Genomic DNA, 18,987 nt, shown 5'->3' with positions numbered 1-18,987 from the left:
TATGAGATTTCAAATATAGCAATTTGATTTCAATCGGTGGATAGAGAGCAGGAAGCTGAGGGTTTTTAGCAATTGAAAATTAGACTTGTAGTTTCAAGTTTTCAGTGTAAGATATAGGCAGATGGGCTTTTACTTCTTAATCTTCATTGTGATTTGTATATTATTTTTAGAAAAGCCGTAATTTTGGCCTCAAAAAAGGGGATGAAAACAGGGTTGTTTTTTATCATTGGTTTCGGATTGGGCTTTGTGGTCAATCGATGGATTATTGGCTATGGTCATATCACTATAGAGCTTTTTTTTAGTGCTGTGCTAGGTTTAGCGTACGCTTTAGCGTATTTTGTAGATAGACCAGAGTGGAAACTTTCTAAAAAATTACTTATCTCATTGGTGGGGATTATCGCTGTACAAGTGGTGGGTACATTGTTTTTTGACTCAGAAAACACCCTTTTGGCACTCATTAAATTTTGTGTGGTTTTCATGAGTTATAATGTGGTGGCAAGTTTGTCCCAAAGAAAATCATTGAGATAGTTAAAGATATCAATACCATTATTGCGAATTTTTATATTTTTGTATCAAATGATTAGATATGAAAAAAATTTTTACCCTTTTTCTCATTGCTACACTGCTAGTAGCATGTAAAAAAACGAAAGTAGATGGCAGTTCTTTAAAGGCATTTCAAAACTCCACTAATGATATTGCTTCCCAGCTTTCTACTCTACAACAAGTGAAGTTTAATGAAGCATTGTACATCATAAAGAAATTCGGTGTGGAAGGTGAAAATGATAGAGAGGAGCTTACCGCTATGGCAAAACTGCTTCAGGGTAAAACTGCCGAAGAAATTTTTACCATGGCAGACACCATCGCTCAAAAAGAAGGCATAGAGTGGAAGAGTACGGCACCACCTTCCCTTGGGAATATGAAAATATTCGAAGATAGTACAGATCTTACAGAAAAAGACCCGAGTGATGTAGAAGCTGAAAAACTCGCTATTCATACGAAAGTGGCGGCTAGAGATAGCCTTGTAGGGGTAAAATCTATCCAAATTATTCCAAAACTAACGGATGCACAGGGAAATCCCATCACTTTTGAAGGGGCTACACTGGAAACTACGCTGGAAATTGTAAGTGGTGGGCAGAAAATATATACGGCTAAAAACATAATGCAGGACCACCATTTCAGAGGTTTCACGCTTGCTTATTCTGCACTGTCAGAAGATAAAATAGTAGATGGTAAAATAGATATTCATGTACAGGTAAATACCAAAAACCGAAAATTAAAAATGGTAAAAATAGGTGAGCCAGTGAATATGAAAGCCCTAAGACCCATTGTGGAAAAGCAAGAGGTAATAGTAGATGAAGACGAAAATTTTGATGATGAGTCATCATCAGAGAACTCTCATGTACAGCACAAGCAACAGCCTAAGGTTGCCGTGCAGAAGTTTCTTAATCATGTAGGGAATCAAAACTTAAGAGCGGCTTTTGATGCTTCTAATAACCCTGCATGGGGGTCTTATGATCATTTTTCTAATCCTAATTCAGGATTCGGGAATGTAAAGAGTATCAGTATAAAAAATATCACTGAGAAGAATAATAAAGAGGATAGAGCCACAGTGAACGCTACTTATGATGTGGTGGACAAAAATGGAAATACCATTACCGTAAATGCTTCATTCGGTCTAAAAAATATAAATGGAGAGTGGAAAATAGTAAGTTATAGCTTGTAAAAATGAAAAATCAATTAGCAAAACAAATAGATCAGACAATAGAAAATATCCCTGATTTTCCCATTGCAGGGGTTCAGTTTAAAGACATATCCCCTTTGTTTTTAAACCCAGAACTTTATAAAAAAGTGGTAAAAGCTTTTGCAGATTTCAGTAGAGGGAAGGTAGATGTAGTTTGTGGTTTAGAAAGTAGAGGCTACCTTTTTGGGGTAAGCATCGCTGCGGAACTGAATGTCCCTTTTGTTTTAGTAAGGAAAAAAGGGAAGCTGCCGCCGCCAGTCATCGGGCAATCTTATGCTTTAGAATACGGCACGGCAGAGATAGAAATGCGTGAGGGGCAAATACAGCCCGGGCAACGCGTGTTAATCCATGATGATTTATTGGCTACGGGAGGAACGGCAGCAGCTGCTACTCACCTTATAGAGAAACAGGGAGGTATTGTGGCTCAATATAGTTTTTTGATAGAACTTTTTGAACTTCAGGGCAGAGGAAAACTCAAAAAAGAGGAGGTGGAACTGCTTTCATTAACAGGGTATTAGAGAAGTGAAAATCATGATTTATAGAAGATTAACTATTGTGTAAATGATAAATGCAGTGTCTTTTTGGGGGCTGCATTTTTTGTATGCCAATTTCCAAAATATTTCCATTTATAAATAAATGATTATCTTTGCCCCCTTTTAATTTTTAATAAAGTTTGTTTAATGTAAAAAATAAGATATGAAGGAAAAAAATAGAGCTCGTATTACTACAGAAGCCATAGAGAGGATTTATGTATCTATGAGACATCTCTTTTACAGAGGTTTTTTTAAGCCATCGGGAGTGTCTGGAGAGAGTCTTCGCTCATTGCTAAAAATTATTTCGCCAGAAATTTATGGTTCCATGAATGTATCTGGAAAAGTAGAATTGGATGGTTTACTCTATGTCCTTGACCGATTACCAGAGGGAATAGAGCAAACGGCATTCATTCATCTTACATCAGATGAAGGATTTGATAAAGGAAACTTTACAGCCATTGTTCCGAAGAAAAGAAGGAGAATTTGCTACAGAATAGATGAACACCAGATGAATATAGAGGTGCTGCTCGGCAGGTCAGAAATTTATGATATCCTTACTCATCTTACATTCTTGTATATAGAAGCGGATAAAATAAGAGAGATAGCATACGATCATGACGATGACTATAAACCGAGCAGAGCGTGGAATATGGTGAAAGAAGTGGCTACAGGGAAAGCTCAGCTTAATCAAAAGGAAAGAGAAGTAGCACTGATTCATCTTTCGTCTATATTGGGAAGAACTTTTGATGAAGTATTAGATGCACATCAGAAGTTTGGTACAGACTCAGACCCAGACCGACTGTTTAAAGTAATCTATTACCTTGGAAAAGTAAGTTTAGATGACCATCTCGAAATTCGTGAAAGAGAGGTGTATTTTAGTGCTATTCTCAGAGAAAGAGTGGGGCATCATCTCTTCGGAGAAAGATGGGCAGAGAAAGTAAGGCAAACCCTGTATGAACATCAGCTCCACCTCAGACCGCTCCACATTATTTCTGCCAATATGCATTCCGTGAAAAATATGCTCTATGGAAATGCTGCATTGGGGGTAAAGTGTACAGATACAATAGACTATGCACTGTATGAAAAAATAAGTAACGATAAATCTCTCCAAGAAAAAATATTAACCCATTCAGAAAAAGAAGGGCTGATTTATGTGAAGGATAAAAGCGGAAGCAATATAGATTTTCAAATTATTGACCTTAAGAAAACCCAGCTTCAGCATACGCCTTTTGCACAAGCCCATTATCCAGAGGATGCCGTAATTTTGGTCTTTGATTATGCTTTTGGAGAACAAGCGTATGAAATTATGGATGAACTCTTGAGACCCTATACCATAGGAGATGAAACCATTCCTATGAATGTGAAATCTATTTCCATTATGGGGAAAGCGGGAATTCTCACAGGAAAAAAGGGAGATATTATGATTCCTACGGCACATATTTTTGAAGGAACAGCAGATAATTATGTTTTTGAAAATGCCCTTTCATTAGATGATTTTCAGGATGATACCATTAAAGCCTATCAAGGGGCTATGGTTACTGTACTGGGAACATCGCTCCAAAATAAAGACATCTTATCTTACTTCATGAACACTTCATGGAAAGCGGTAGGGCTAGAGATGGAAGGTGCTCATTACCAAAAAGCCATTCAGGTGGCAAGTAAAATCAGAAATCATATCTCACCAGATTTATTCGTGTGCTATGCCTATTACGCCTCTGATAATCCGCTGGAGACGGGAAGTACACTCTCATCAGGAGGTTTAGGACTTACGGGAGTAAAGCCTACCTATATGATTACACATAGAATATTAGAGAAAATATTGGGGTTAAGATAAGGTTTTTTATTAATGTTTATGAGTACAATATTGTAGAAATCCTCCTCGATGCGTATGAATCGGGGAGGATTTTCGTTTATCTACCCAAAAATATCAATAGCACATTAATATCTGCAGGAGAAACACCAGAAATTCTACTCGCTTGGGCAATAGTTTTGGGTTGAATAAGATTGAGTTTTTGTTTGGCTTCGGCAGAGAGACTGGCAATTTTGGTAAAATCAAAATCTTCAGGGATTTTTATATTTTCTAACCGCTGGAGCTTGGCTACATTCTCTTTTTCCTTTTCTATATAGCCTTTGTATTTGATGTTAATTTCTGCTTGTTCCCTTACTTCATCAGAATATTGAGTGCTGACTTCCTTAATCTTTTCTAATTTGTCCAAAGTGCTGAGTGTGATATTCGGGCGGGTAAGAAATTGGGAAGCTCTGTATGCCTGATCTACGGGGTTAGATTCCATTTCCTCTAAAATAGGATTAATCTGATGTGGTTTCAGAGAAGTTTCTCTAAGAAAATTTTCTAGTTCTTGGCTCTGATGGATTTTTTCTTCCACTTTTTTCAGTCGTTCATCTGTTGCTAAACCTATCTTATGAGATTTCTCTGTCAAACGGATATCGGCATTGTCTTGTCTCAAGAGCAATCTGTACTCTGCACGAGAGGTAAACATTCGGTAGGGTTCTTCTGTACCTTTGGTGATTAAATCGTCTATCAAAACACCTATATAAGCCTCATCTCGGCTTAAAAGAAACGGTTCTTTACCGTGGACTTTTAGGTGGGCGTTGATTCCTGCAATGATGCCTTGTCCTCCAGCTTCTTCATATCCCGTAGTACCATTAATTTGCCCAGCGAAATACAAATTCTCTATTAATTTGGTTTCCAAGGTATGCTTGAGCTGGGTAGGTGGAAAGTAGTCATACTCAATAGCATAACCTGGGCGGAATACTCTTGCGTTTTCAAAGCCTGGAATTTGCTGAAGGGCTTTAATCTGGATATCTTCAGGTAATGATGAACTAAAACCATTGATATAATATTCTATGGTTTTCCACCCTTCGGGTTCGGCAAAAATTTGGTGTCTATTTCTTTCTGCAAATCGGTTAATTTTGTCCTCAATACTTGGGCAATATCTTGGACCGAGACTTTGGATGGTTCCGTTAAACATGGGGCTTCTGTCAAAGCCTTCGCGGAGGATGTCGTGTACCGTTTCATTGGTATAGGTGATGTAGCATGAACGCTGATGCGTGAGTTTCGGTGTGTCTAAATAGGAGAATTTCTGTGGATTTTCATCTCCTTTTTGTTCTTCCATTTTGGAGAAATCAATGGTTCTGCCATCTACACGCACAGGGGTTCCTGTTTTCATTCGCCCCGCTTCAAAACCTAAAGAAACCAGTTGCTCGGTAATACCAAAGGCTTTCGGTTCGCCCATTCTACCACCACCGAGCTGCTTTTCTCCGATGTGGATGAGCCCATTAAGAAAAGTGCCATTGGTTAAAATCACAGATTTCGCACGGAATTTTACACCGATAGAGGTGATGACTCCAGTAACTTTATTATTTTCAATAATAAGTTCCTTGACCATGTCTTGGAAAAAATCCAAGTTGGGTGTATTTTCTAAAGCCAATCGCCACTCCTCAGCGAAGAGCATACGGTCGTTTTGTGTTCTGGGGGACCACATGGCAGGACCTTTGGAGAGATTGAGCATCTTAAACTGTATGGCAGATGTATCCGCGATAATTCCCGAATAGCCTCCGAGTGCGTCAATTTCCCTTACGATTTGTCCTTTAGCTATTCCGCCCATTGCAGGGTTACAGCTCATCTTCCCTATGGTTTCCATATTCATGGTAACTAGGAGTGTTTTAGAGCCTAGATTGGCGGCAGCCGCAGCAGCTTCGTTTCCTGCGTGTCCTGCCCCTACTACGATTACATCGTATATTTCGTTTGTCATAGTATCGTCAAAAAGTTGTCAATTAAAAGTTGTTTTTATGTTTTAAAAACTTCATCGGTATGGATTTTCACTTCTGGAAAAACTTCCGAGTGAATATAATCATCTGTGATAGGGAATGCTCCCTTGTATTTTCCATTTTCTAAAGTATGTACATAGACTACCTCATCTAGTGGATTCACTATCCAATATTCTTTTACGCCATATTCTTCGTAGAGTTCAAACTTATTTTTGAGTTCTTTTTTTGAATTTCCTGGAGAGAGGATTTCCACAATGAGGTCAGGAGCACCTATGCAGCCTTTATCATCCAGCTTATTTTCATCGCAGATGATGCAAATGTCTGGCTGTACTACGGTATATATGGTCTTATTATCGGTGCTTTCTTTTGGGAATCTTACATCGAATGGAGCGTAATACAATTTACACGGTTGTCTATTGAACGAAAAAAAAAGTTTCCTATAAATATTTCCCGAAATATCCTGATGTTTTCTACTGGGAGCAGGAGACATTCTGAAAATTCTACCTTTTATCAGCTCTATTCTTTCCTCGAATTTCCAGAGGAGGTAATCGGCATAAGAATATATTTTGTTCAAATCTAATTGATTGATGTCTGTTATTTTTTTCATAATAGATATGATTTATATATTTTGATGTTGGATTTGTTTTAATAATTCTTGTAAATAAGCGGTGATTTTAGGAGAATGGCTTATTTTCCTAAATTTTCACAAAATTACAAAATTGTTTTAAAAGCAACTGAAAGGAAAAAATAGTGTTTTTAATTTACTACTTTCGCGTTTTGAAAACACTTCTTTTATCCGTGAGGGAAAATCCACCCGATTACCATAGTTTGAATTTTTGTATCTTTACATTTGCAAAAAAAATAGATTAAAGAAGTATAAGAGATAAATCAGATGTTAGAACTCATTTTTTCAGCCATATTTGTAGGTGTTATGCTGAGCCTTGTTTTCATAGGTCCCGTGTTTTTCTTACTTATAGAAACCAGTTTTTCTAGAGGCTCTAGACATGCTTTGGCATTAGACCTTGGGGTGGTTTGTGCTGATGTTGTATGTATTATTGCTTCTTATTATGCCAGTTCAGATATTGTACAGCTCATCAGTGAATATCCTGGTTTTTATAAGATTACAGCACTCATTATTTTTGTGTATGGTATTTATATGATGCTTTCTAAAACACAAATGCACATTTCTAATGAGAAGAAAATCATCAGTCAGAATTATTTTAAAACTTTTGTGAATGGTTTTCTTTTTAATATTCTGAATATCGGAGTATTATTGTTTTGGTTGGTTACAGTTATTTCTGTAAGGAATCAGTATCCTAATTTTAATAATTTTGTTCTTTACATCAGCATTGTTATTGGTACTTATCTTTCTATAGATCTTTGTAAAATATTTTTGGCAAAACAATTTCACGATAAACTTACCCAAAGATTGACCAACCAAATAAGAAAAGGGGTAGGGGTTATTTTATTAATATTCAGCGTATTTATATTTATGCAAAGTTTTGCAAAGTTTAATTCCTTTGATAAAAGATTAGAAGAGGCAGAAAACCAAACCATAAAAATAGATGATGAAAAATAATACCATGATGATTCGTCCAAAGACTTTGGAAAAAGGGGATAAAATAGCAATTATTTCCCCCGCAGGAGCCGTGGAAGAGGAGCAGCTTAGGCATACCATTTCATTGATAGAAGAAAGAGGCTATATACCTGTTCTTGGGCAAAATGCACTAGGCAATCATGAGCATGGTTATCTCTATTCGGGTACTGAAAGTGAGAGAATAGCAGATATCAATTGGGCGATTCAGGATGAGGAAATAAAAGCCATCTGGGCAAGTAGAGGAGGCTATGGGTGCCAGCATTTATTGTATGAATTAGATATCAAATCTTTCCAGAAAAATCCGAAGTGGTACATCGGCTATTCTGATAACACAGTGCTTCAAAGCTACTTTTTCAAGAAAAAAATAGCATCTATTCATGGGCAAACCATAAAAACTTCTTCTTTCGGTGTTTCAGAGCAGAGTTATGCAGAGGTTTTTAATATTTTAGAAGGACATCTTCCCGTCTATGAAATAGAAGGGCATGTACTGAATAGAACTGGAGAAGCAATGGGCAACTTGGTGGGTGGTAATTTGGCGATGATTTATGCCCTTTTAGGCACTCGTTATTCGGTGAAATTCAGAAATAATATCCTCTTCATAGAGGATATTGGTGAAAATTTTTATGCTTTGGATAGGATGCTTACCTCCTTAGAGTTAGCAGAGGTATTTGACGAAATTTCAGGGCTCATCATCGGAGGAATGATTAATATGGGAAATGAAAAAGATAATCCGCACTATGACGAAAGTTTTGACCCCAAGGCGTATCAGCTCATTGAGGAGAAAATAAGAAAATATCATTTTCCAGTAGCTTTCGGTTTTCCCAATGGGCATATTTATCATAATTTACCTTTGATTATAGGGAGTACGGTGCATCTTAAGGTAGATGAAAAGGTGCATTTACATACACTGAACATTTAAAACTATGGCAAGTCATAATGATTTTGGTAAGGCAGCAGAAGAGGTGGCGGTGAAATATCTGTCAGAGAAAGGGCATGTCATCATAGAAAGAAATTACCGTTTTCAGAAAGCAGAGCTGGATATTATCTCAGAAATAGGAGATTTGCTGGTGATTACCGAAGTGAAAGCACGAAGCGATGCTCATTTTATGGAGCCTTATGAAGCGGTGAACATCAAGAAGAAAAGGCTTTTGCTTCAGGCAGCAAATCATTATGTAACAGAGAAAGAGCTAGAAAAGGAAGTTCGTTTTGATATTATCTCTATGGTGAAGAAGGAAGATGGGAGCTTTGAGATTCTTCATATAGAAGAGGCATTTGAGGCATTTACGGTTTCGTAATAACGGTATTTTCCACTTTTTTCCATTCATTATTCGTATTTTTGTGGTTGATTTTTTTAGAAATTATGGCAATGGCAAAGAAAGAAACTCCACTGATGAAGCAATACAATACGATAAAAGCCAAATATCCTGATGCGATATTGCTCTTTCGTGTAGGAGATTTTTATGAAACTTTCGGTCAAGACGCCATAAAAACAGCACAGATTTTAGGAATTACCCTTACCAAAAGAAATAATGGGAGTGATAATTTGGAATTGGCGGGTTTTCCTCATCATTCTATTGATTCTTATCTCCCCAAATTAGTGAGAGCAGGACTTCGGGTAGCAATTTGTGACCAATTGGAAGACCCTAAATCGGTGAAGGGCATCGTGAAAAGAGGGGTTACAGAGCTGGTTACGCCAGGGGTTACCTTTAATGACCAAGTTCTTAATTCTAAGAAAAATAATTTTCTCCTTTCTGTACATCATGAAAAAGGGAAATACGGTATAGCCATGGTAGATGTTTCTACTGGAGAGTTTATGGTTTCTGAAGGCACTCCAGAGCATTTGCTTCATATTGTCTCTACCTTTGAGCCTAGTGAAATTTTATATCAGAGAAGTACACAGTTACCATACGCACTCCAGCATAAAAATTTGTTTAAATTAGAAGACTGGGCGTTTCAATTCTCTTTTGGCTATGAAAAACTTACGCAGCATTTTAAAACCAATTCGCTCAAAGGTTTTGGAATAGAGCAGATGCCACTTGCTATTACCGCATCGGGAGCTATTTTTGCTTATTTGGTGGAAGACACACATCACAGTTTACTCTCTCATATCACACAGGTAAAAAAGATTCCTCAAGATGATTTTTTGATGATGGATGCGTTTACGCTCAGAAATTTAGAAATCCTTTCTCCCAATCATCCTGATGGAAAAAGCCTTATTAATATTATTGATCATACCAAGACTCCTATGGGGGGGAGAATGCTGAGGCGAAGAATCATATTACCACTCAAAGTGGCTTCTGAAATCCAAAGAAGACAGGCGTTGGTAGAGTTTTTTTATCATCATTCTGATGTTACGCATCAAGTACAGCAATTTCTTAGTGCCATTTCAGATTTAGACCGATTGGTAGGGAAATTAGCGGCAGAAAAACTCCATCCGAAAGACTTTGGAAACCTCAGGGAAAGCCTTAGGAATATTCAGCATATCAGAACTTTACTTTTAGATTACCATGATATCCCAGCATGGGTAGAGCCGTTATCTGATTTAAGCGAATTAATTGACTATTTGGATACGCATCTCAACCCTGAACTCCCAGTACATCTCCATAAAGGGAATGTAATCTGTGCAGGAGTTTCCCAAGAGCTGGATGAACTAAGGGCTTTGCAGCAGAATGGTAAAGGATTTTTAGAAGAAATGTGCCAAAGAGAAATAGAGAGAACAGGCATTTCTTCATTAAAGATAGATTTTAATAATGTTTTTGGCTATTATATCGAGGTAAGGAATACGCATAAGGATAAAGTGCCAGAAGAATGGATTAGAAAACAAACGCTGGTAAGTGCTGAAAGATACATCACTGAGGAACTCAAAAAATACGAAAACCAAATTCTAGGTGCAGAAGATAGAATAGCGGTATTAGAACAAGAACTCTATAGGGCAGTAGCTCAGCATACGCTTAATTTTATTGATATCATTCAGAGCAATTCACATATCATTGCACAGATAGACATCGGTACCAGCCTTTCAGAATTAGCCATTACCGAGGGATATACTAAACCGATGATTAATGAAAGCTATGAGCTTCACCTCAAGGCGGCAAGACATCCTATCATAGAAAAATGCTTGCCTCTAGGAGAAAAATACATTCCTAATGACATTTTTTTAGACCGAGAGCAGCAGCAAATCATCATGGTTACGGGTCCTAATATGGCAGGTAAATCCGCTTTACTGAGGCAAGTAGCACTTGTAGCTCTTTTGGCTCAGATGGGGAGTTATGTCCCGGCTCAGCATGCAGAAATAGGCGTTTTGGACAAAATTTTTACCCGTGTAGGAGCGTCTGATAATATTTCCGCAGGAGAATCTACATTTATGGTAGAGATGAATGAGGCAGCGAATATTCTTAATAATATTTCTGATAGAAGTCTTATCCTTCTAGATGAAATAGGTAGAGGTACTTCCACTTATGACGGTGTTTCCATTGCTTGGGCAATAGCGGAGTACTTACATCAGCATCCTACCAAAGCCAAAACCCTCTTTGCTACGCATTATCATGAGCTGAATGAAATGGCGGTAACTTTTGAGCGAATTAAGAATTTCCATGTGAGTATTCAGGAAAATAAAGGTACTATTATTTTCCTCAGAAAACTAGTTCCTGGGGGCAGTGAACATAGCTTTGGTATCCATGTGGCAAAATTAGCAGGGATGCCTTCACAGGTCATCCATAGAGCAAGTGAAATACTGAAAGTACTAGAGGGCAACCGTACCCAAAAAGAGAATAAAAAAGTAAAAAAACTTACCGAGGAAAATATTCAGCTTTCCTTTTTCCAATTGGATGATCCCGTGCTGGAAGCCATTCGGGATGAATTGGAGAAAATAGACATCAATACCCTTACCCCGATAGAGGCGATGATGAAGCTCCATGCCATTAAGAATATGATAGGCAGGTAAAAGGGCTTAGTTTCTTTTGTCTTTGCCCCAAAGAAGTTTTTCTCTAAGGGTAGCATAGAAATTAATTTCCTTTGGGAAGAGTAACCTGAGGGAAAAAGGAGCTTTACGGATGATGAGTTCATCACCGATGGTCATATCATACAGCCGGCTATCCAAGGAGAGCGAATATTCAGGCACTCTGCTTTCCACTTTCAGTTTAATTTCTACATCATCTTTTAATACGATAGGTCTTACATTGAGATTGTGCGGAGCGATAGGGGAAAGCACAAAATTATCATTGGTAGGTGCTATGATAGGACCTCCACAGCTGAGAGAATAGGCGGTAGAGCCTGTAGGAGTAGAGATGATAAGTCCATCTGCCCAAAATACCGTAAGAAAATCATTATCAATGTAGGTGTCTATGGTAATCATAGCAGTGGTTTGTTTTCTGGTAATGCAGAGGTCATTCAGGGCATAAGGGAAATCAATACTTTTTTTATTCGTGCTACAAACTTCTATTACCGAGCGTTTGCTTTCTACTAAATCCCCATGCAGTATATGATCTATATTGTTAAAAATTTCTTCTTTACTGAAACTGGCCAAAAATCCTAGCCTTCCCGTATTCACGCCAATGACAGGAATTTCTAAATCTTGAATGAAAATTAAAGCGTTGAGAATAGTACCATCCCCACCAAAGGAAAAAAAGAAATCTACACCTTCTTTTTGAAGTTCTTCTTTATTTTTGAAAGTATTAAATTTTTTAGAAAATTGTAGCTTGGTAGAGGTTTCCTCCTCCAGTACACATTCTATATTTCTCATGGCAAGTTCAGAGATGAATTTGCTGAGGTACAAAAAGGTATCTAAGTCTTGTTTTTGGGTATAGATGGCAACTTTCATAATATTATATTTCAAGGTATTTTTGGAAAAAGGCAAAACGGTCTTTTATTAATTCAGATTTTTCATCATGATAATATTTCTGAATGATGGTATAGCCGTACCTTTCAAAGGTTTCTCCGATGGAGCTAAGGTTTTCACTACTTATTTTCAGTGTGATATGAATGTTTTCATCATTGATTTCGCTGATAAAACATCCGTATATCTTTGCTTGGTTGCTTTCCACGATTTGGGAAATTTCTGAAAACGAATAATATAAAGACTGGGTCTGTATAGTAAGTATAGCCCCATTCTCTGAAAAAAGAGGGTAGCCAGCAAACTCATGAAAAATATCGGTATAATCCACATAGCCCAAATACTTTTCTTGCATTGAAATCACAGGAATGATATTGGTATTAAAAGTATGAAACAGCTTGATGGTATCCCAAATCTGCGTTTCTTCTAAAAGAGCAAATTTTTCCAAATAAGGTTTCAACTGCTCTATACTTCCCGATTCATTTTCTACTAAACATTCCCGAGGAATCATACCTATAAAGTCTCCATTTTCTTCCACGATAATGTGTGTAAACCCGAATTCTGAAGCAGCAAAAAAGGCATTCCGAATTTCGTCCTGAAGTGAAAAGGTAGGATAATCTTTGGTAATATACTCTTGTACAAACATAGGGCTAAGATAGGAAAGAATTTTTCAAAAAGAGATAAAAAGCATAGTATAAAATACTATTTCTTCATAAAACCATCAAAAAAATGATACATGACTATACCGCCACACACCGAAACATTGAGGGAGTGTTTGGTGCCCAGCTGTGGAATTTCAATAAAGGAATCATAGCTATTCAGTGCTTCATCTGAGAGTCCATCTACCTCGTTGCCAAATACCAATGCGTATTTCTTCTTTGTGTCTATTGGAAATTGATTCATGGCAATACTATTATTTGTTTGTTCTATTCCTGTGATAGCATAGCCTTCGGATTTCAGTGTATTCAGGGTTTCAGAGATGGTTTTATGGTATTCCCAGTTTACACTCTCAGTAGCTCCTAATGCCGCTTTATGAATTTCTCTATGTGGAGGCGTAGGGGTGATGCCACAAAGGATGATTTTTTCCATGATAAAAGCATCTGCTGTACGGAAAAAAGCACCTACATTATGCATGCTTCTGATATTATCTAAAACAACGATAACTGGAATTTTTTCTCGCTCTTTAAACGCTTCTATGTCTATTCTTCCTAATTCTTCGAGTTTTAATTTCTTAGTTTCCATGAGGGATGATATTTTTAGGAAATCACTAAAATTTTAGTTTTTTTTCTCTCGTATAGAGGGGTATTTTTTTTGCATCTCTCCCATCAGTGATTCGTCTAATGCTATGGCTTTCTGAAGGGCTTCTTGTGCCAATTGGTTTTGGTTCAGCTGAAAGTGACAATGGCTCAGTTGATAGTACAGTTCTGCTCTTTTGTGTCTTTTTAGTCCGATGGAAAGCGTACGGATAGCTTCTTCGTATTCCTCTAAAAGCATCAGCACTTCTATGTAGGCATACCAGTTGTAAAATCGGTTAGGTTCCGCATCTACTATTTTTTTCAGGCAGATGGCACCTTCGTCAAAACGGCTTCGCTCTATGTAGAGGTAAGCCAATCTTTTTTGGTATTCTAGATTGCCCTCATTCAGCATCGTAGCTTCTTTGGCAAAATGGAGTGCCTCTTCCATAGCGTGGAGTGCTTCGTACACAAAGCTTTGCTCCATCATGGCAGGATAATACTGTGGGTCTTCTATCAGAGATTTTTGAAAATATTTTAGAGCAATGATAGGTTTGTTTAAAGCTCTGTAGCAGAGTCCTATGCGGTGGTAGGTGTATGCTTTGGTAAATTCTATTTCCAGTACTTCTTCATAAATTTCTATGGCTTTTTCATAGTCTTTCAGAGCTTCATAGCAGGTAGCTTTATTGGTATAAACGCCTACCGCATTAGAATTGATTGCCAGAAGATAATCAAATGCGTTAATGGCCTTTTTATATTCTTTCCTATTGAAATAAAATTGTCCCATTTCATACCATGCAGTTTCAGAATAAGGAAAACGGTCTAAGTAGTCATTGAGAAAAAGGAGTGCATCTTTAGGCTTTTTCAGTTCTGCAAAACAACGCATACAGTTTTCTAGGGCATAATCGTCTTCGGGGTCTTCATGAAGTGCTTTTTGGTAATGGCTGAGTGCACGGAAAGGCTCTCCTATGTTTACGCATTCATCAGCGATGAAATTGTGGAGAAAATCTAGCTCTTCCCCCAGCTGTAATGCTTTTTCGCAGAGGGCAATAGCTTTTTTAGAATTGCCTAGATTAGAATAATATTTTGCACAGCACACTAAAAAATCAGTGCTTTCTTGGGAATTTTCTTGCAGTTCGTTAATGAGTTTTCTTGCTGTGGTATAATCTTCTAATTCTAAAAGTACCTCTAAATATTTGATTTTGATGTCTATAGAATTAGGGTGTATGCTCAGGCCGTGGTGTACGGCTCTTTCAGCATAGGAAATGTCTCCTAGTTCCAGGTAATAAACGATGATCTGCTCTATTTCTTCGGAATCGAAATACAGTTCATCATGGTTTTCTATCATGTCCTCGAACTTTTTAATGAGTTCATTTTCAAAAAAATCTTCCAAAAGTAAATTTTATTTAAAGGTAAAGAATTTGCGACAAAGGTACACAAATTGACAAGTAAAAAACACTTTTTTCTCGGGATTATTTTTTTAAATAGTTTTGAAAAGCATTCCAAATTACCTGAGCTTGTTCTTCATATCCTGATTTTAACAGATGCACACCGTCTTTATTGGCTACTTTTCTGGCGAGTGCTTTTTTAAAATAACCCGCACCACCCATTTCTTCATAAAGGTGGAGGTAGGCGATATTATTTTCCTTAGCAATATCTACTATCCATTGAGCTACTAGCTTCGTTTTGGTGGCGTTCATGGTATTATCCGTGGGGGTAATGAGAAGAATAGGAAGGTTTTTATTAGAAGATTTCCAAAGACGGATTAGGTCCATGGCATTTTTCTTAAACTCTTCTTCTGTGATTTTGCTTACCCCTTCGTTGGTTCCCAGTGCGATGGCCAATAAATCAGGATGGAGGCTTTTTAGTTGCCGAAATTGTATAGGATGTTTTAAGAAATCAGCATAGGTAGCTCCATTTACGCCTACGGAGTTAAAAATCACGCCGTTTTGCCCGTTAGAGAAGTGGAAGCCATAAAAATAATTGTCATTAGCGTAGGTTTTTAAAAGCATTTTTCGGGTAAGCAGCGGAAGCTGAATGGGAGTAATCTCTTCTTTTAAATTGGTTTTTAGAATAGATTGAGTACTGTTTTCGAAATCAGTATTATAGTGTACAGAAACTTGGTCTGCTTTTATCCATGCTCCAGGCTTAGGATTCATGACAGATGCTCCATTGATTGCTTTAAGCTGGGTGGTAGTAGTATTAAACATAGAGGCAAGTTCAGGGTAGGTGTCTCCCTCTTGGATTTGATAATTCACTCGCTGGGTAGATTTGCGTACGAAATGACTCAAAGAAAGCGGAGCAGTAAAAAACGCTATTTCTTTCCCTATCATTTTAGGGTCGCTGAAAATGGTTACATGATTAAATGTATCATTGTCCAGTGCTATCTCTATCATCGCGGGAGATTGGTTGCCTATTACGAATCCTGATGCTCCTAGCTGTGGGTAGATGTCTTGCTCATGAACCAATCTGAAAACATCCCACTTAGTACTGGAAATGGCAGAAAAATCATTCGCCCCATTGGTGTTTCCAATAGGGTAAGGGAAAACTAGACCTCTTCCTGCATTGCCATAATGCGTCTGGAACTGTGCTCTGAGATAGTCCGTTATATTTCCTGCCTGAGTGTGCGAATCTCCTATGAAAAGAATTTGCGTTACTTTATTTTGATTTTTAATACTTTCTGCGAAAGGTGATAATGATTCCGTATTTTTTATGGTCTGTGCATTTCCTACAATGGAGAAGAAAGCACCTAATGCAATAAGATTATTCTTCATTTTTTTATTAACGATTATGCTTTCTTTGGATTTTTCTGATTCTTTTTTCCATTTTGGCATTGATTTCCTTTTGTTCTTTGGCTTTTTGTTCTCGCTGTCGTTTTACTTCCTCCATTTGTTTTTCCACTTCTGCGGTGAGGGGATGATTGGTACAGTCTTTATGATAGATAACAAAGTACCTAGAGATGTCTTTCAGTTCTTTGACTTCTTGGGTAGAAGAATTCACCGATAGCAGGAAATTATTTTTTGCATAAGGGCATTGTTCTGAGGTTACTTTACTGAGTTCAAAATGATATTCGCCATTTTTCATTTCATAGTTTCCCGCAAAATGATGATGTTCAAAATCAGGGAAATAACCTTTGCTCATCGCTAAAAGTACGGCTTCTTGAGGGGAATTTATTGTTCCCATAAAAGCGGAGAGAGCAGCGAGGTCTGTAATATAAACTACCTCGTTTCCTCGTTGATAGGCGATGTAGAAATAATGGTCATCTGATGGGTTGAATTTAATCCCTTTAAACTGTGGAAAATGAAAAAAATCTCCTTTAGATTTTAGGATTTTTTCATTGGCATATTTCTTAGAAACAATTTTATAGCCTGTTACAGTTTCATTAGGGAAAATCCCACCGAAAATCTGTTCACTATTTTTTATTTCTACTTTTTTTTCTTGCCCATAAAACAATGCAGAAAGCATCATAAAGGCAGTAAATATCCATGGATTTCGCATTGTATTATTATTTTAAACTTTATTTCAACTGATGGTTTACCAATGAATCGATATTCAACTCATCGTTTTCTAATGGGTTTTTTCTACAAAAAATGATTTCCGTTTCGGATGCCCTTTAAGTCTTGAACGAATTCTTTGATTCTTTGGTCTTCATTTCTTGGGCAAATGAGGAGTGCATTATCTGTATCTACCACAATATAATCTTGGAGCCCTGAAACTACAATGGCTTTTTTCTCATTTTGTAAACGGATGATATTTCCTTCAGATTGATATACCAATCCGTACTTAGTGTTCAAGGTATTATTTTCAGTGTTTTTCTCTGCATTTTCATATACCGAAGTCCAAGTTCCTAAATCGCTCCATCCTAAATCTGCAGGAATAACGAATACATTTTCTGCTTTTTCTAAGATGCCATTGTCCACCGATATTTTGGTTACCTTCGGATAGATGATTTCTATACATTCCTTTTCTCCGTCATTATTATACTCACAAGCACTGAATTGCTCTATCATTTCTGGGAGATGCGTTTGGAAAGCATGAAGAATGGTTTTTGTATTCCAAATAAACATGCCTGCATTCCATAAGAAATCACCACTTTCTAAAAATACTTTTGCAAATTCGAGGTCGGGTTTTTCTGTAAAGTTTTTTACTTTGAATATATTTTGATTTTCTTCTTTTTCGAACTGAATGTATCCATAGCCAGTGTCAGGCCGAGTAGGAGTAATGCCCAGGGTGATGAGATAATCGTTTTTTGAAGCAATATTGAGTGCCAGTTGCATTTTTTCCACGAAGGCGTCTTCTTTTAAGATGAGGTGATCTGCAGGGAGTACCACCATTGTAGCCTCCGGGTTGAGGGCATGAATTTTACTTGCCATGTATAGGTTACATGCTGCGGTATTTTTCATCATCGGTTCTCCCACGATATTGCTTTTTGGAATATCAGGAAGTTGGCTTTCCGTGATTTCTATAAAATCCTTATTGGTAATGACGAAGATATTTTCTGGGGCGATTACTTTACGGATTCTTTCAAAAGTCTGCTGGAGCATGGTTTGTCCAGTGCCTAAGATGTCTTGAAATTGTTTTGGGAATTTTTGGGTGCTAAACGGCCAAAAGCGGCTGCCTACCCCTCCTGCCATGATGACGCAGTATTGATTTTTATTGTAATTCATGAATTTTCTATTTTTACTACCGAGGCCATGGGGTTAAATGTATATTTTTTTAGTGACCCTTGCTGTATGCAAAGATAGTTTTTCCTAAGTTTTCCTACCATAAGATACATTTCTCCGCGATACATAAATAGGCTTTCGGGTGTCAGTTGCTCTACAAGAACCTCGCCATCGTGCATTTTTGTTTTAGAAAAATATTTTACCAGTGGTGTAAATGCATTGAAATTGGCTTTAGGATTCTTTGCATAAGTGAGTATATAAGGTTGTAAATCTGAGGAATAAATATGGATGCTTTCTAAAAGCATGTTTCTATAAACGGTTTTCCAGTGGACACCATGTGGAGGGATTTTTCTGCCAAAATGTTCAAAAGCGAGGAGGTGAGCCAGCTCATGGGTAAGCACGAAGAAAAAAAGTTCTGGTTTAAGATTATGATTAATGGTAATCTGATGTGTTCCTTGTTGGTCTTTATGGTAATCTCCCAATTTAGAACTTCTATCTCGGGTAATGGTAATTTTTACTTTAAAACCATTGCTCCATTTTTGGATGAAAGAGAGGGCGTTATCAGGTAAGTAGGCAAATAGTTTATCCATATCGGAAGTG

General features: G+C 37.4%; 18 protein-coding genes. 8 read left to right on the top strand and 10 right to left on the bottom strand.

Features of this window, described 5'->3' with window-relative positions; genetic code table 11:
• Positions 1-201: 201 nt before the first annotated feature.
• The 4 genes from HMPREF9699_RS01435 to HMPREF9699_RS01420 all read left to right on the top strand — a co-directional run bounded on the left by HMPREF9699_RS01435 (position 202) and on the right by HMPREF9699_RS01420 (position 4,108).
• Entirely contained in the window at positions 202-528 is a 327-nt protein-coding gene (locus HMPREF9699_RS01435; protein WP_002661768.1) for a hypothetical protein, read from the top strand.
• Positions 529-586: 58 nt separating this feature from the next.
• On the top strand, positions 587-1,723 hold the full coding sequence (locus HMPREF9699_RS01430) for a hypothetical protein (protein WP_002661766.1): 1,137 nt from the start codon (positions 587-589) through the stop codon (positions 1,721-1,723).
• A 2-nt stretch (positions 1,724-1,725) separates the two neighbouring features.
• Positions 1,726-2,259 (top strand): adenine phosphoribosyltransferase, encoded by a 534-nt coding sequence (locus tag HMPREF9699_RS01425; protein ID WP_002661765.1) that lies wholly within the window; start codon positions 1,726-1,728, stop codon positions 2,257-2,259.
• Between the two features lie 178 nt (positions 2,260-2,437).
• On the top strand, positions 2,438-4,108 hold the full coding sequence (locus tag HMPREF9699_RS01420; protein ID WP_002661763.1) for a DUF6909 family protein: 1,671 nt from the start codon (positions 2,438-2,440) through the stop codon (positions 4,106-4,108).
• Between the two features lie 76 nt (positions 4,109-4,184).
• On the opposite strand, the gene mnmG is transcribed toward HMPREF9699_RS01420, so the two are convergent.
• Positions 4,185-6,047, bottom strand: coding sequence for a tRNA uridine-5-carboxymethylaminomethyl(34) synthesis enzyme MnmG (gene mnmG / locus HMPREF9699_RS01415; RefSeq protein ID WP_002661761.1), 1,863 nt, complete (start codon positions 6,045-6,047; stop codon positions 4,185-4,187).
• 35 nt (positions 6,048-6,082) lie between these two features.
• The gene (locus HMPREF9699_RS01410) at positions 6,083-6,670 is read right to left on the bottom strand and encodes a Uma2 family endonuclease (protein ID WP_002661759.1); all 588 of its coding nucleotides are present in this window, start codon (positions 6,668-6,670) and stop codon (positions 6,083-6,085) included.
• A gap of 285 nt (positions 6,671-6,955) precedes the next feature.
• On the opposite strand from HMPREF9699_RS01410, the gene HMPREF9699_RS01405 reads away from it, so the two are divergent.
• From HMPREF9699_RS01405 to mutS, 4 genes are all read left to right on the top strand, one after another.
• Positions 6,956-7,642, top strand: coding sequence for a LysE family translocator (locus HMPREF9699_RS01405; RefSeq protein ID WP_002661758.1), 687 nt, complete (start codon positions 6,956-6,958; stop codon positions 7,640-7,642).
• A gap of 4 nt (positions 7,643-7,646) precedes the next feature.
• On the top strand, positions 7,647-8,579 hold the full coding sequence (locus HMPREF9699_RS01400) for a S66 peptidase family protein (protein ID WP_034986026.1): 933 nt from the start codon (positions 7,647-7,649) through the stop codon (positions 8,577-8,579).
• A 4-nt stretch (positions 8,580-8,583) separates the two neighbouring features.
• Positions 8,584-8,955, top strand: coding sequence for a YraN family protein (locus HMPREF9699_RS01395; RefSeq protein ID WP_002661755.1), 372 nt, complete (start codon positions 8,584-8,586; stop codon positions 8,953-8,955).
• Positions 8,956-9,020: 65 nt separating this feature from the next.
• Positions 9,021-11,603, top strand: a complete 2,583-nt coding sequence (mutS, locus tag HMPREF9699_RS01390) for a DNA mismatch repair protein MutS (RefSeq protein ID WP_034985395.1) — start codon at positions 9,021-9,023, stop codon at positions 11,601-11,603.
• A 6-nt stretch (positions 11,604-11,609) separates the two neighbouring features.
• Here the strand turns inward: mutS and HMPREF9699_RS01385 are convergent, their stop codons facing one another.
• The 8 genes from HMPREF9699_RS01385 to HMPREF9699_RS01350 all read right to left on the bottom strand — a co-directional run bounded on the left by HMPREF9699_RS01385 (position 11,610) and on the right by HMPREF9699_RS01350 (position 18,977).
• The gene (locus tag HMPREF9699_RS01385; RefSeq protein ID WP_034986022.1) at positions 11,610-12,479 is read right to left on the bottom strand and encodes an NAD kinase; all 870 of its coding nucleotides are present in this window, start codon (positions 12,477-12,479) and stop codon (positions 11,610-11,612) included.
• A 4-nt stretch (positions 12,480-12,483) separates the two neighbouring features.
• Positions 12,484-13,137: a CBS domain-containing protein gene (locus tag HMPREF9699_RS01380; RefSeq protein WP_002661749.1), complete on the bottom strand. Its 654-nt coding sequence runs from the start codon at positions 13,135-13,137 to the stop codon at positions 12,484-12,486.
• A gap of 56 nt (positions 13,138-13,193) precedes the next feature.
• A complete protein-coding gene (locus HMPREF9699_RS01375; protein WP_002661747.1) occupies positions 13,194-13,733 on the bottom strand; it encodes an RNA methyltransferase in 540 nt (179 codons plus the stop codon).
• A gap of 33 nt (positions 13,734-13,766) precedes the next feature.
• Entirely contained in the window at positions 13,767-15,116 is a 1,350-nt protein-coding gene (locus HMPREF9699_RS01370) for a tetratricopeptide repeat protein (RefSeq protein ID WP_034985392.1), read from the bottom strand.
• 79 nt (positions 15,117-15,195) lie between these two features.
• Positions 15,196-16,497 carry a GDSL-type esterase/lipase family protein gene (locus HMPREF9699_RS01365; RefSeq protein ID WP_245946104.1) on the bottom strand — a complete coding sequence of 434 codons (1,302 nt, stop codon included), beginning with the start codon at positions 16,495-16,497 and terminating at the stop codon, positions 15,196-15,198.
• Between the two features lie 7 nt (positions 16,498-16,504).
• The gene (locus HMPREF9699_RS01360) at positions 16,505-17,221 is read right to left on the bottom strand and encodes a hypothetical protein (protein ID WP_002661740.1); all 717 of its coding nucleotides are present in this window, start codon (positions 17,219-17,221) and stop codon (positions 16,505-16,507) included.
• A gap of 83 nt (positions 17,222-17,304) precedes the next feature.
• On the bottom strand, positions 17,305-18,390 hold the full coding sequence (locus tag HMPREF9699_RS01355; RefSeq protein ID WP_002661739.1) for a mannose-1-phosphate guanylyltransferase: 1,086 nt from the start codon (positions 18,388-18,390) through the stop codon (positions 17,305-17,307).
• Positions 18,387-18,977 (bottom strand): SprT-like domain-containing protein, encoded by a 591-nt coding sequence (locus HMPREF9699_RS01350; protein ID WP_002661737.1) that lies wholly within the window; start codon positions 18,975-18,977, stop codon positions 18,387-18,389. Before HMPREF9699_RS01350 ends, HMPREF9699_RS01355 begins: the two co-directional genes overlap by 4 nt.
• Between the last annotated feature and the right edge of the window lie 10 nt (positions 18,978-18,987).

It is taken from the genome of Bergeyella zoohelcum ATCC 43767 (genome assembly GCF_000301075.1).
Classification (GTDB): Bacteria; Bacteroidota; Bacteroidia; order Flavobacteriales; family Weeksellaceae; genus Bergeyella; species Bergeyella zoohelcum.
This window is presented reverse-complemented; position numbering and strand designations above follow the sequence as displayed.